Genomic DNA, 13,590 nt, shown 5'->3' on the forward strand with positions numbered 1-13,590 from the left:
CGATCGCCTCGACGGCGGACAGAATCGACATTGGTAGGCGGTCCATCCGCTGGTGGCTGTCTTCCGTGCGCCGCGACCACTCCTGCACGCCGCCTAGGCCTACACTCGCGCAAATCCCGGGAGCAAGCGCATGCACAAGCAATGGTCGTGGAGCGGTGTGGGTCTGGTCGGCGTGTTGGCGTCGTTGGCATTTCCGGCGATGGCCGCGATGCAAGCCAAGCCGCTGGAATGGAAGGTCGGCAAGGACACCTATAGCGGCGTGCTGGTCTACGACGATGCCGGCGATGCCAAGCGCCCCGGCCTGGTGATGGTGCCGAACTGGCGCGGCGTCAACGACTCGGCGGTGGCCAAAGCCAAGCAATTGGCCGGCGACGATTACGTGGTGTTGGTGGCCGATGTGTACGGCAAGGGCAAGCGTCCGGCCAACGATAGCGAGGCCGGGCAGTACGCCGGCGCGTTGAAGAAGGACCCGCCGACGCTACGTGCACGCGCGCTGAAAGCGGTCGACGTGCTCAAGGCGCAGGCCGGAAAGGCACCGCTGGATGCCACGCGCATCGGTGCGGTGGGTTTTTGCTTCGGCGGGACGACGGTGCTGGAACTGGTGCGTGCCGGTGCGCAGCTGGCCGGCGTGGTCAGCCTGCACGGCGGCATCGCCACGCCTAGCCCGGCCGCTGCCGGCTCAGCCAAAACCCCGCTGCTGGTGCTCAACGGCGCCGACGACAAGAGCGTGACCAAGGCGGACATCGCAGCGTTCGAAACCGAGATGAATGCTGCGGGCGCCGACTGGCAGTTCGTCAACTTCAGTGGCGCGGTGCATTGCTTTGCCGAAGCCGATGCCAACAGCCCGCCCGGTTGCCTGTACAACCCGCGCGCGGCCAAGCGTGCGTACCGCATGCTGGGCGACTTCTTCGATGAGCGGTTTGCGCGATAGCCGGAATTGGGGATTGGGGATTCGGGATTTGCAAAGCGCGGTCCCGTTCTTCAACGAATCCACCCACTGAATTTGTGCTCAGTGATGTCCGCCGATCAATCGTTCGGCGATCGCATGCAGGGATGGGTAAAAGCGCGAGCAACGCTGCTGTTGCAAATCCCAAACCCCAACTGCCCAATCCCGTCCGGAGCGCCCAGCGCTTCGGATCAGTGCGTGCGTTCGACCGCGTAACGGGCCAAGCCGCGCAAGGCGGCAACCGCCGGGCTGGCGGGCAGGGTGTCCAGCGCCTGTTCGGCAGCGGTGGCGTATTCGGCGGCGCGCTGACGGCTGTAGTCCAGCCCGCCGGTGGCGTGGATGGCTGCCAAGACTTCCGGCATCGCTGCAGCATCGCCTTGTTCGACGATCTGCCGCAGGCGCTGCTGCGTGGCCGCGTCCGAATGCGCCATTGCATGGATCAACGGCAGCGTGGCCTTGCCTTCGGCCAGATCGTCGCCCAGGTTCTTGCCCAGGTCGCTGGCGTCTGCGGCGTAATCGAGCACGTCGTCGGCGATCTGGAACGCAAAACCCAGCTGCATGCCGTAGTCGTACAGGCGCTGCTGCACATCGGCATTCGCGCCCGAGGCCAGCGCACCCAGACGGGTGCCGGCGGCGAACAGCACCGCGGTCTTGCGCTCGATCACGCGCAGGTAGGCGGCCTCGTCGGTGTCGGGGTTATGCACGTGCAAGAGCTGCAGCACTTCGCCTTCGGCGATGCGGTTGGTGGTGTCGGCCAGGATCTGCATGACTTCCATGCGGTCCAGCTCGACCATCAACTGGAAGCTGCGCGAATACAGGAAGTCGCCCACCAGCACGCTGGGTGCATTGCCCCACAACGCGTTGGCGGTGCTGCGACCGCGGCGCAGATCAGACTCGTCCACCACATCGTCGTGCAGCAAGGTGGAGGTGTGGATGAATTCGATGATCGCTGCCAGCTGGTGGTGCTCCGGGCCGGAGCCGCCGGCGGCGTGGCCGGCCAGCATCACCAGCATCGGGCGCAGGCGTTTGCCGCCGGCGGAGATGATGTGATCGGCGATCTGATTGATCAGCACGACGTCCGAGGCCAGGCGGCGGCGGATCAGCGCATCCACCGCGGCCATGTCGGGCGCGGCGAGGGACTGGATCTGGGGCAGGCCCAGGACGGTGGGGAGGTCTTCGGCGATGGTCATGCGCAGGCGTTCGTGATGTGCGCCGATTATAGGTGCCCGGGCCGGATCCGTCCCGCCGGGCGCAACCGGCGCCTTCACATTCGCGGTGGCGTGCGTCCGGGCTTGGGGCCGCAAAGGCCCGCGCGGGCTGGATTTCCGACCCCGGGCAGGGCGCTTGCCCGGCAGCCGGGCGCGGCAACCCGCCAGGACCGCCGACGGGCAGGTGCGGTAACATTGCCGCACAGACATTCATCGCTGCGCGCCCCGGCGCCAGCGCATCATCTCGGAAGCACCTATGGCCCGCGGCATCAACAAAGTCATCCTCGTCGGCAACCTCGGCAACGATCCCGACACCAAGTACACCCAGGCCGGCATGGCGATCACCCGCGTGAGCCTGGCGACCACCAGCATGCGCAAGGATCGCGAAGGCAATAACCAGGAGCGCACCGAGTGGCATCGCGTGGTGTTCTTCGGAAAGCTGGGCGAAATTGCCGGTGAGTACCTGCGTAAGGGCTCGCAGGTGTATGTCGAAGGCGAACTGCGCTACGACAAGTACACCGGTCAGGACGGCGTGGAAAAGTACAGCACCGACATCGTCGCCAACGAGATGCAGATGCTTGGCGGCCGTGGTGAAGGCGGCGGTGGCGGCGGTGGCATGGGCGGCGATCGCCCGCAGCGCGCACAGGCCCCGCGCCAGCAGCAGGGCGGTGGCGGTGGTGGCTACGGTGGTGGTGGTGGTGGTGGTGGCGATGGCGGCGGCGGGCAGGACTATGCCCCGCGTCGTCAGCAGCCGGCCCAGAAGCAGTCCGCGCCGCCGATGGACGATTTTGCGGATGACGATATTCCGTTCTAAGGAATATCTTTTTAAAGATGTAAAAAGGGGCCCTTTGCGCATTTGCCAAGGGCCTTTTTTGTTGTTAACGATCTCCAACAAGGTCCGACGACTCGTGTTTGATACGCACAGAATTTTTCTAGACAGCTCATGGCCACGGAAAATGGCTGATTCGGAGGTTCCATGCGCCGCCCGAACTGTTCCAGGTGCAGCTGACCTCGTCACCGCTGCGGTAGCCCCTTGGGTAGTAGTCGCTGATCCTCATGGCGGCCCGGGCGTCTCTTGGGGAATCGCACCGAAAATGCCAGCAGGTCGGCTCAATTCTCGCTTCGTGGGCGAGGCAGGGTCCGCTGAGAGAGGCGGGATGACCGGAGGCGAAACGCGGCGCTGAAGCGATGCTAGGCGTTAACAAGTTGCCCGCTCGCGTGCGGCGTTGTTGACACAAAACCTCCGGTCGGCATCGACTGGATGGACTGGGATCGTCTAGCAGTCCACCTCCTGCGACGTCCGACATTCCATCACCGTCGTGCAGCGCCTGGCGCGACAGGCGTTCTGCTCTGCAGCATGGGTTTCGTGCACTGCGTCTTGCAAAAAAGCGATTCCCTACTTTATGGTGCAATCGATTGAATCGCGGCGAATCCTTAGCATTTGATACCGGTTGGGAGGCCGGAAAACGGATGTCTATCCAATCGAGCGGGCCGGCGCCGGCCCCGGGGTTCACGCGACGGGATGCGCTTCGCGTTGCTGTCGCCGGGAGCATTGGCCTCGGCGTTGCGGGCATGTTGCCTGCGTTTGCCGCTGCCGCTGCAGAGCCGCGCAAGGGCCACCTGAAGCATTCCGTGGCCCGCTGGACGTTTCCGCAGCAGTCGATCGCCCAGCTTTGCCAGACGGTGAAGGGCATCGGGTTCGCCGCCATCGATCTGGTCGGTCCGGCAGATTGGCCTGCGCTGAAGGCCAATGGTGTGTACAGCTCGATGTGCAACGGGGCGGAGATGGGCCTGGACAAGGGCTTCGCCGGCAGCCAGTTCCACGACCAGCTGGTCGAGCGCTACACGCGGCACATCGATCTGGTGGCCGATGCCGGCTATCGCAACCTCATCTGTTTTTCCGGCAACCGCAACGGTATGGACCCCAAGGAAGGCATGGTCCACGCCGAAGCCGGACTCAAGCGCATCCTCGGACATGCCGAGAAGCGCGGCGTCGTGCTGGTGATGGAACTGCTGAACTCCAAGGTCGATCATCCCGACTATCTGTGCGACAACTCGGCATGGGGCGTCGAGCTGTGCCGGCGCATCGGCTCGGATCATTTCGGCCTTCTGTACGACATCTACCACATGCAAATCATGGAGGGCGACATTATCGCCACCATCGGCAAGCATCACGCTTTCTTCAAGCATTACCACACCGCGGGCGTGCCTGGCCGGCACGAGATCGGAGACGATCAGGAACTCCACTATCCCGCCATCTGTCGCGCGATCCGCGATACCGGTTTCGACGGCTATCTGGCGCAGGAATTCATTCCTACGGCACCGGATCCCGTCGGCTCGCTGCGCGAGGCAATCCGCCTCTGCGACGTCTGAAACGCTATCCACCCAGGTGAAGTAGAACCCATGGCAGACAATCACTACGACGCCATCGTCGTTGGCTCGGGAATCAGTGGCGGTTGGGCGGCGAAGGAGCTGACCGAGAAAGGCCTCAAGGTCCTGATGCTGGAACGCGGACGCAACATCGAGCACGTCAAGGACTATGTCAACGCGATGAAGGAAGTGTGGGATTTCCCGCACTACAACCGGCCGACCCAGGCGATGAAGGCCGACTATCCAGTGTTGAAGCGCGACTACGGCTTGGTCGAGAACCTGCAGGGCATGTGGGCAAACGAACAGGAATCGCCCTACACCGAACTCAAGCGATTCGACTGGTACCGCGCCTATCACGTGGGTGGTCGCTCGCTGCTGTGGGGACGGCAGAGCTATCGCCTGTCGGACCTGGATTTCCAGGCGAATCTCAAGGACGGCATTGCCACCGATTGGCCGATCCGCTACGCCGACCTTGCGCCCTGGTACGACTACGTGGAGAAGTTCGCCGGCATCGCCGGCACGCGCGAGGGCCTGGACGTGTTGCCCGATGGTGAGTTCCTGCCGCCGATCCCGTTGAACATCGTCGAAAAGGACGTTGCCGCGCGGATCAAGAAGGCCTTCGGTGGGACCAGGCACCTGATTCACTCGCGCACCGCGAACATCACCCAGCCCATGGTCGAGCAGGGCCGCGTCAACTGTCAGTACCGCAACAAATGCATCCTGGGCTGTCCCTTCGGCGCCTACTTCTCGACCCAGTCGGCGACGCTGCCGGCGGCCATGAAGACCGGCAACCTGACGTTGCGGCCCTTCTCGATCGTCAAGGAAGTGCTCTACGACAAGGACCGCAAGCGTGCGCGGGGCGTGGAGATCATCGATGCCGAGAGCGGACAGACCTATCAGTACACGGCCAAGGTCATTTTCCTTAATGCGTCCTCCTTCAACTCGAGCTGGCTGCTGATGAACTCGGCCACCGATGTCTGGGAAGGCGGGCTGGGTTCTTCGTCCGGCGAGCTGGGGCACAACGTGATGGACCATCATTTCGGCGCGGGCGCCTCCGGCCGGATCGAGGGCTTTGAGGACAAGTACTACTTCGGCCGTCGTCCCTGCGGTTTCTACATTCCGCGTTTCCGTAACGTCGCCGCGGACAGACGCGGCTACCTGCGTGGGTTCGGCTATCAGGGCAGCGCTAGTCGCACCGGGTGGTCGCGCGAGATCGCCGAACTGAACATCGGCGCTGACCTGAAGGACGCGCTGACCCTGCCGGGCAAATGGCGCATCGGCATGACCGGATTCGGCGAAATGCTGCCTCACCACGACAATGCGATTCGCCTGGACCCGCAGCGCAAGGACAAATGGGGATTGCCGGTGCTGGCGATGGATGTGTCCCTGCGCGCGAACGAAAAGGCCATGCGCAAGGACATGGCCGCGGATGCCGCGGAGATGCTGGAGGCCGCCGGCGTCAAGGACGTGCAGATGCACGATGACGACTACGCCCCGGGCAAGGGCATCCATGAGATGGGCACTGCCCGCATGGGCCGCGACCGCAGCAACTCGGTGCTGAACCAGCACAACCAGGTCTGGGACGCGCCGAACGTCTACGTGACCGACGGCGCCTGCATGACGTCCAGCGCCTGCGTGAATCCCTCGCTGACCTACATGGCGCTGACGGCGCGGGCGGCCGATCACGCCGTGCGCGAGCTGAAAGCGGGGAACCTGTGATGGAACGTCGCGAACTGCTGAAGATGATCGTCGCCGCCACGGGCGCGGCCATGGTCGGCCTGCCTGCGCTCGTGCATGGGCAGGCGCCGGCCGCGGGGGCGAAGACGCTCTTCTCCGCCGCCGAGGTCGGCATGCTGGACGAGATCGCAGAGACCATCCTGCCGCGGACCGCAACGCCGGGGGCGAAGGACGCCGGCGCCGGCCCGTTCATGGCGCAATTCGTTACCGACTGCTATGCCGCCCGGGAGCAGGCGACATTCCGCGCCGGGCTGATCGAGATCGACAAACGCGCCGGCGGCCGATTCGTGTCGCTGGCGCCGCAGGCGCGTACCGAGCTGCTGCGCGCCCTGGATGCAGAAGCCAGGAAACATGTCGTCGAAACGACCGACACCGGCACCGCCGAAATGGCGGGAGCGATCCCGCATTACTTCACCATGATCAAGCAGCTAGCCATCTTCAGCTTCTTCACCTCTAAGGTCGCGGCGACCGAAGTGCTGCGCTACGTCGCCGTGCCGGGTCGCTACGACGGCGACATGGCCTATACCCCCGGTACGCCCGCTTGGGCGATCAACTGATGGACCGCAAGGATGTGCCGATGCGCCACTTCCCCGGGAACACGATGGCCAGGCCCCTGTTGATGGTGGCCTGCCTGCTGGCCGTAGCGCCTGCGTTAGCGCAGACCAGCGGCGACCCGTCGCGCGATCCGGCCAAGACCGAGGCGTGGACGCCCGTACCCGCGATCGTGGCCACGCGCGCTGGCGGCGCGCCCTCCGATGCGATCGTGCTGTTCGATGGCAAAGATCTCTCCGCCTGGGAGTCGGAGCAGGGCGGTCGGGTCCCGTGGAGCGTCGCCGACGGTGCGCTGACCGTGGTCCCGGGGAGCAAGGGCATCCGGACCAAGCAGCGCTTTTGCGACATCCAGCTGCATGTCGAGTGGCGCACGCCCACCGCGACCCGGGGGTTCGAAGGCCAGCAGCGGGGGAACAGCGGCATCTTCCTGCAGGAACTGTATGAGCTGCAGGTGCTCGACAGCGACAACAACCCGACTTATGCCAACGGCCAGGCCGGCGCGATCTACAAGCAGGCCATTCCGCTGGTAAACGCGTCGCGTGCGCCGGGCGAGTGGCAGACCTACGACATCATCTGGAAGGCGCCCCGCTTTTCGCAGGGGGGCGGGCTCACCTCACCGGCCCGCATCACCGTCCTCCATAACGGCGTGCTGGTGCAGAACGACATCGTCCTGTCGGGCAAGACCGAGTACATCGGCGCCCCGTCGTACTCGCCACACGCGTGCGCGCCGATCTTCCTGCAGGAGCACGATTCCAAGGTCAGCTACCGCAATATCTGGGTGCGCGAGCTGTAACGCCGGAACGCCCGCGCGCAGTTGGCGCCGGTCGCTGAGAGCGGCTAACAATATGTGGCGAGCAGTCGTCAGGTGGGCGTGGGCGGGGCGGAGCAACCGCAGCGTACGAGTGGTACATGCCGCACCGAGCGCCGGCCGCGCCCGCCTGGTGGCTGCGCAGTCGTTTTGTGAGTTGCTCTTATTGCGCCAGGAAGCTGGCGATATCGTCGACTTCCTGTTGCGACAGCTGCGAAAAGGGCGGCATCAACCCGCCGCCCTTGCTGATTTTTTCCTTGATCTGCGCGGGCGGCAGCCGCTTACCCGCGTCCGTAAGCGCGGGGAACGTAGGCGGGACGCCCGCGCGATTGGCCCCATGGCAGGCCGTGCAGTGCGTTGCGTAGAGCTGCGCACCGGCCGTCGGGTCGTCCTTGCACCACGCCGTGGTCGCAAGCGTCGCCCCCAGCAGAGCCACGGCGATTGTCAGGATCGTTTTCAAGCGGGGCTCCTTTGCGCGCTAGCGATGCGCGCCGGCGGGCAGGTGTTCACGCAGGTAGTCAGCACCGGTCTGGATGACCGTGGCCGGATCGCGCGGACGGTCATGCTCGATGATGTACCAGCGCACGCCGGCACCCGCTGCGGCAGGCAGGATCGCGTTCCAGTCCAGTACGCCCTGGCCGACGGAGGCGAAGCCGCCCTCGTCCTCGGCCTGGCCTTTCGGGGCATTGTCCTTGGCGTGTACCGCGAACATGCGGCCCTTGAACTTGCCCAGCATCACCGCCGGGTCGTAGCCTGCGCGCGCAACCCAGGCCAGGTCCAACTCGGTCTTGAGATCGGGGCCCGCCGCTGCGAACAGCAGCTCCAGACCGGTCTTGCCATGGAAGTCGACCAGTTCGAAGTCGTGGTTGTGGTAGGCCAGTTGCATGCCCTTGGCACGTAGCCGCTTCGCGATTTGGCCTAGTTCCTGGCCCAATGCGGTCCAGCCTGCGGCATCGGTCGGCCGATCCTTCTCTTCCAGGTAAGGCACCACCAGTGTCGTGTTGCCGATCGACCGGTTGAAGGCCACCACGGCGTCCAGGTTCTTGCGCAGTTCGGCCAGTTGCACGTGCGACGAGATCGCCTTGATCGAATACTTGTCGAGCAGCTGCTTGAGTTGCGCAGCGCTGACGTTGTGCATGCCGACCGTTTCCACCGCTCCCACGCCCGCGTCATGGACGATCTTCAGTTGTTGGTCGAGCGAGCCTGCGTTGCGCAGCGTGTACATCTGCACCGCGATGGGTTTTTGCGGGCCGGCGGCGTCGCGCGCGACGGCGGGCAGGGCGACGAGGAGCAGCAGTGCGAGTGTCGCGGTCCTGCATAGGGCTGTACGCATGAAGAAGTCCTCCCGGGATTCAATCGATGGCCGTCCAGGCGCGCGTCCTGGCCGATGTGATGACGCGATCGACGATCAACGCCGAGCGCACTCCGTCTTCGAAGGTAGGCAGGCCTTCCGGCCGCTCCCCTTCGATGGCGCGATAGGTGTCGGCGACAAACGCCTCGAAGCAATTGCCATAGCCTTGTGCATGCCCGGCCGGCAATGTCGACAGCCGGCGTTGTTCGGCACTGCCGGCACCCGGCCCGCGCACGAAGATTTCCTCGCGCTGGTCGGGCAGGCCGATCCACAGCCGTTCGGCGTCCTCCTGGTCGAACGCCACGCTGGCCCTGGCGCCATCGATCTCGAACCAGAGACGATTGCGGCGTCCGGCCGAGACCTGGCTGACCGTCAATGACGCCAGCGTGCCCGCGCCGGTTCTGAACATCGCTGCGGCCACGTCCTCGCTTGCGACCGCCTGCACCGCGCCGCCCGCCGTCGGCGTGCTGAAGCTCTGACCGGTGAGGGCGCCGCGCTCGGCGATGACGGTCGCGAAGGCAGCGCTGACCTCGACGAAACGCTCGCCGCCGACCCATTCCACCAGGTCGCACCAGTGCGAGCCGATGTCGGCGAACACGCGCGATGCGCCGCCCAGCGCCGGGTCCACGCGCCAGTTGTTGCTGGCAGGGTCCAATAGCCAGTCCTGCAGATAGCTGCCGTGGATCAGGCGCAGCGGCCCCAGCTCGCCCTGCGCGATGCGCGCGCGCGCCTCGCGGATCACCGGGTGATAGCGGTAGACGAAGGGGACCGTGGCAACCAGTCCGGTCGAGGCGGCCAGTGCCGCCAATGCTTGGGCGTCTTGCAACGTGGTGGCCAGGGGTTTTTCGCAGATCACGTGCTTGCCGGCTTGCAGCGCCGCCTGCGCCATGGCGCGGTGCAGATGGTTGGGTGTGCAGACGTGCACCACCTGCACCTGCGGATCGGCGACCACCTCCTCGATGTCGCGATAGGCGCGCGGCACACCCCATGACTGCGCCACGTCGCGTGCGCGTTGCGGGGAAGAGGCGGCGATGCCGCGGACCTCGGCACCGGCCAGCAGCGCCGCGCGACGATGCACGGCGCCGATCATACCGGTGCCGACGATGGCGATTCCAAGCTTGCTCATCGGGTGGGGTTCTCAGGGCGTGGAGGGCGTGGCCGCGACGACCGGGCGGTCGCGGAAGAGCAACAGGAAGGCGATCAACACGACCAACGCCACACCTGCCGGGAACAGCCAGATCTGCTGCCAGTCCGGGCCCGCCGCCGTGGTGTAGTGCTCCACGACCGCGCCGGACAGGAACGTGCCGATCAACATGCCCACGCCGTACGTGGCCAGGGTGATGAACCCCTGCGCGCTGCTGCGCGCGGCGGGGCCGGCATGCGCATCGGTATAGATCTGGCCGGTGACGAAGAAGAAGTCGTAGCAGATGCCGTGCAGCAGGATGCCGATCACCAGCAAGGAGAAACCGCTACCCGCATCGCCAAAGGCGAACATCACGTAGCGCAGCACCCACGCCGCCATGCCCAGCGCCAGCATCGTCTTGACCCCCAACCGCACGAACAGGAACGGCATGGCCAGCATCAACAGCACTTCGGACACCTGACCCAGCGATTGCAGGCCGGCCGCGCCGCGCACGCCCAGATCGTTGAGATAGGGGTTGGTGAAGTTGTAGTAGAACGCCAGCGGGATGCATATGGCGATGGATGCCAGGAAGAACACCAAATAGGAGCGCGACTTCAGAAGCTGCAGCGAGTCCAGTCCCAGCATCTGTCCCAGCCCGGCATCGCGCTGTTGCGTCAGCGGCGGCGTGTGCGGCAGGGTGAAGGCATACAGGCCCAGGGCCAGCGATGCCATCGCCGCCATCCGGAAGGTCAGTTCGAGCCGGTGCGCCTGTTCCCAGCCCAGCCAGCCGATCATCACGCCCGCCACGATCCAGCCGACGCTGCCAGCGACGCGCACGGGCGGGAACTGTTTTTCAGGCGATTGCATGTGCCGCATCGCCACGCTGTTGGCCAGTGCCAGCGTCGGCATGAACAGCAGCATGTACCCCATGACGTAGGCGGAGAACATGCCGAAGCTCGTCGCCGTGGATGCCAGCCACATGAGCGCCGCACCTGCCAGGTGCAGCACCGCGAGGATGCGCTGCGCCGCGAAGTAGCGATCTGCGACCAAGCCGACCAGGAAGGGCGCCAAGATGGCGCCGATGGACTGGCTGAGAAACGCCGTTGCCACCTGGCTCGCGCTGGCCTTGAGGGGGCCCTGCACCAGGTACGTGCCCAGGGTCACGAACCATGCTCCCCAGATAAAGAACTGCAGAAACATCATCGCGCCCAAGCGCGACATGGTGTGCCTCATGGCTTGCCCTCCCAGGCGGTATTGGCTTAGAGCGTGCTATGTACTTTGAGGTGAGTGCGAAGCGTCCTGCGGCGCGTCGAGACGCATAACACGCTCTATGTCCCCAGCATGCGGCGCAGCGATTCCGGATCGGCGCCGCTGTCGGCAAAGTCGTCGAAGGCGCGTTCGGTCACGCGGATGATGTGGTCGCGGATGAACGCCGCACCCTCGCGTGCGCCGTCTTCCGGATGCTTCAGGCAACACTCCCACTCCAGCACCGCCCAGCCCGGGAAATCGTATTGCGCGAACTTCGAGAAGATCGCCTTGAAGTCGATCTGGCCGTCGCCGAGCGAACGGAACCGCCCCGGACGATCGATCCAGTCCTGGTAGCCGCCGTAGACGCCGCTGTTCGCACTGGCGCGATACTCCGCGTCCTTGACATGGAAGATGCCGATACGCGCGTGATACCGGTCGATGAAGCCCAGGTAGTCCATCTGCTGCAGCAGCAAGTGGCTGGGGTCGTACAGGATCTTGGCGCGTGGGTGGTGGTCCACGACATCGAGGAAGCGCTCGAAGGTCGCGCCGTCGTGCAGGTCCTCGCCCGGGTGGATCTCGAAGCACAGATCCACGCCGCAGGCGTCGAAGGCATCCAGAATGGGGCGCCAGCGGCGGCCGAGTTCGGCGAAGGCTTCTTCCACCAGCCCGGGCGGCCGCTGCGGCCAGGGGTAGAAGTAGGGCCAGGCCAGCGCGCCAGAGAACGTGGCATGCGCAGTCAGCCCCAGGCGCTGGCTGGCCTTGGCCGCCAACAGCAACTGTTCAACCGCCCAGGCCTGGCGGGCGGCGGGGTTACCGCGCTTGTCTGACGGTGCGAATCCGTCGAACAGCTGGTCGTAGGCGGGGTGGACGGCGACCAGCTGCCCCTGCAAGTGGGTCGACAACTCGGTGACTTGCAGCCCGTGCCCGGCCAGCATGCCGGCGATGTCGTCGCAATACGCCTGGCTCTGCGCGGCCTGGGCCAGATCGAACAGGTGCGGCGCGCTGGTCGGCACTTGTACGCCAGAATACCCCAGGCCCGCAGCCCAACCGGCCAGTGTGTCCAAGCGATTGAAGGGAGGTGTGTCGGCGATGAACTGTGCCAGGAATAGCGCCGGACCCTTGAGCGTCTTCAACGTAATTCGCCCTCATGCAATCGATTGAATCATCCTAGCATGGGCTTTCCGCAAGACCCGTTGTGCACTGCACAGCAGAAAGAAGAATCAAGGTCATGGCTACAACCATCTACGACATCGCAAAGCACGTTGGTGTCACCGCCGGCACGGTGTCGCGGGCGCTTTCCCGGCCGGAAAAAGTCCTGCCCGCCACGCGCACGCGCATCGAGCAGGCCGCCGCGGCGCTGGGCTATGTCCCCAACACAGTGGCCAGGACGCTCAAGACCCAGCGCAGCGGCAAGCTCCTGGTTACCGTCCCGGACATCGCCAATCCATTCTTCGCCCAGATCCTGCAGGGCGCGGAGGACGCGGCGCAGGCCGTCGGCTACGCCGTCCTGCTGGGTGATACCCAGCACCAGCCCGATCGCGAGGAGCGCTACGCGCAGATGCTTCTCCGTAACGAGGCAGACGGCCTGATCGTGCTGGGGCACGGCCTCCCGCCGACGGCGCGTGAGATCGTCAAGCAGCTAGGCGCCGCCGCGCCGGTGGTCAACGGATGCGAGTTCGACCCGGCGCTTGGCATCCCCAGCGTCCACATCGACAACGCGGCCGCCGCGCGCGCCATGATGGAACACCTGTATGGACTGGGGCACGAGCGGGTCGCCGTGGTGGGCGGCCCGCCCGACAATCCGCTGCACCAGCAACGCCTGGAAGGGGTCCGGGCCTCCGGCAAGGCACGCGGCCGTCTGCGCAAACTGACCGTCGTGCCGGGCGACTTCTCCGTAGAATCTGGCCATGCGGCTGCGATGGCGCTATTGACCCTTGCGCCCGCGCCGACCGCGATTTTCTGCTTCAGCGATCAAATGGCGCTGGGTGCCCTGGCCGCTTGCCGGGACCTGGGTATCCGCGTGCCGGATGACCTGTCCATTGTCGGCTTCGACGACCTGGCGTCGTCGAGTTACCTCACGCCGCCATTGACGACCATCCGGCAACCCATGCGAGAGATCGGTGTCCGCGCGGTCAACTTGCTGCTCGCCATCATCGAAAGGGTAGACGTGCCGCTGCAGCAGACGCTGGATTTCAGCTTGATGCTGCGTGGATCCACGGGTGCGCCGAGGGCGAGGTGACGGCAGGA

Annotated in this window: 13 protein-coding genes and 1 other RNA gene; 7 read left to right on the forward strand and 7 right to left on the reverse strand. The window is 65.3% G+C overall.

What is annotated here, in order from left to right; translation table 11 throughout:
- The first annotated feature begins 130 nt into the window (after positions 1 to 130).
- Complete coding sequence (locus ABQZ00_RS05055; RefSeq protein WP_323539361.1) at positions 131 to 931, forward strand: dienelactone hydrolase family protein; 801 nt, start codon at positions 131 to 133, stop codon at positions 929 to 931.
- A 206-nt stretch (positions 932 to 1,137) separates the two neighbouring features.
- On the opposite strand, the gene ABQZ00_RS05060 is transcribed toward ABQZ00_RS05055, so the two are convergent.
- On the reverse strand, positions 1,138 to 2,136 hold the full coding sequence (locus ABQZ00_RS05060) for a polyprenyl synthetase family protein (protein WP_115513468.1): 999 nt from the start codon (positions 2,134 to 2,136) through the stop codon (positions 1,138 to 1,140).
- 274 nt (positions 2,137 to 2,410) lie between these two features.
- Between ABQZ00_RS05060 and ABQZ00_RS05065 the strand changes: the two genes are divergently transcribed.
- The 5 genes from ABQZ00_RS05065 (at position 2,411) to ABQZ00_RS05085 (ending at position 7,606) form a co-directional block, all read left to right on the forward strand.
- Positions 2,411 to 2,968 carry a single-stranded DNA-binding protein gene (locus tag ABQZ00_RS05065; protein ID WP_323539360.1) on the forward strand — a complete coding sequence of 186 codons (558 nt, stop codon included), beginning with the start codon at positions 2,411 to 2,413 and terminating at the stop codon, positions 2,966 to 2,968.
- A gap of 656 nt (positions 2,969 to 3,624) precedes the next feature.
- Positions 3,625 to 4,527 carry a hydroxypyruvate isomerase family protein gene (locus ABQZ00_RS05070; RefSeq protein ID WP_323539359.1) on the forward strand — a complete coding sequence of 301 codons (903 nt, stop codon included), beginning with the start codon at positions 3,625 to 3,627 and terminating at the stop codon, positions 4,525 to 4,527.
- Between the two features lie 30 nt (positions 4,528 to 4,557).
- Positions 4,558 to 6,243 carry a GMC oxidoreductase gene (locus ABQZ00_RS05075; protein WP_323521290.1) on the forward strand — a complete coding sequence of 562 codons (1,686 nt, stop codon included), beginning with the start codon at positions 4,558 to 4,560 and terminating at the stop codon, positions 6,241 to 6,243.
- A complete protein-coding gene (locus ABQZ00_RS05080) occupies positions 6,243 to 6,818 on the forward strand; it encodes a gluconate 2-dehydrogenase subunit 3 family protein (RefSeq protein WP_323521289.1) in 576 nt (191 codons plus the stop codon). The genes ABQZ00_RS05075 and ABQZ00_RS05080 overlap by 1 nt, the downstream gene beginning before the upstream one ends.
- Before the next feature lie 44 nt (positions 6,819 to 6,862).
- The gene (locus tag ABQZ00_RS05085) at positions 6,863 to 7,606 is read left to right on the forward strand and encodes a 3-keto-disaccharide hydrolase (RefSeq protein ID WP_323539395.1); all 744 of its coding nucleotides are present in this window, start codon (positions 6,863 to 6,865) and stop codon (positions 7,604 to 7,606) included.
- Between the two features lie 42 nt (positions 7,607 to 7,648).
- Here ABQZ00_RS05085 and ABQZ00_RS05090 read toward each other — a convergent pair.
- From ABQZ00_RS05090 to ABQZ00_RS05115, 6 genes are all read right to left on the reverse strand, one after another.
- A non-coding RNA gene (locus ABQZ00_RS05090) (sX9 sRNA) lies at positions 7,649 to 7,724 on the reverse strand.
- Positions 7,725 to 7,784: 60 nt separating this feature from the next.
- Positions 7,785 to 8,081 (reverse strand): c-type cytochrome, encoded by a 297-nt coding sequence (locus tag ABQZ00_RS05095; protein ID WP_323539358.1) that lies wholly within the window; start codon positions 8,079 to 8,081, stop codon positions 7,785 to 7,787.
- Positions 8,082 to 8,099: 18 nt separating this feature from the next.
- Positions 8,100 to 8,954, reverse strand: a complete 855-nt coding sequence (locus tag ABQZ00_RS05100; protein ID WP_323539357.1) for a sugar phosphate isomerase/epimerase family protein — start codon at positions 8,952 to 8,954, stop codon at positions 8,100 to 8,102.
- A 19-nt stretch (positions 8,955 to 8,973) separates the two neighbouring features.
- Entirely contained in the window at positions 8,974 to 10,098 is a 1,125-nt protein-coding gene (locus ABQZ00_RS05105; RefSeq protein ID WP_323539356.1) for a Gfo/Idh/MocA family protein, read from the reverse strand.
- A 12-nt stretch (positions 10,099 to 10,110) separates the two neighbouring features.
- Positions 10,111 to 11,328: a nucleoside permease gene (locus ABQZ00_RS05110; RefSeq protein WP_323539355.1), complete on the reverse strand. Its 1,218-nt coding sequence runs from the start codon at positions 11,326 to 11,328 to the stop codon at positions 10,111 to 10,113.
- 95 nt (positions 11,329 to 11,423) lie between these two features.
- On the reverse strand, positions 11,424 to 12,476 hold the full coding sequence (locus tag ABQZ00_RS05115; RefSeq protein WP_323539354.1) for a sugar phosphate isomerase/epimerase family protein: 1,053 nt from the start codon (positions 12,474 to 12,476) through the stop codon (positions 11,424 to 11,426).
- A 95-nt stretch (positions 12,477 to 12,571) separates the two neighbouring features.
- Between ABQZ00_RS05115 and ABQZ00_RS05120 the strand changes: the two genes are divergently transcribed.
- The gene (locus ABQZ00_RS05120; RefSeq protein ID WP_323539353.1) at positions 12,572 to 13,582 is read left to right on the forward strand and encodes a LacI family DNA-binding transcriptional regulator; all 1,011 of its coding nucleotides are present in this window, start codon (positions 12,572 to 12,574) and stop codon (positions 13,580 to 13,582) included.
- Positions 13,583 to 13,590: the final 8 nt, after the last annotated feature.

The organism is Xanthomonas sp. WHRI 10204 (genome assembly GCF_040202875.1).
In the GTDB taxonomy this organism is placed as follows: Bacteria; Pseudomonadota; Gammaproteobacteria; order Xanthomonadales; family Xanthomonadaceae; genus Xanthomonas.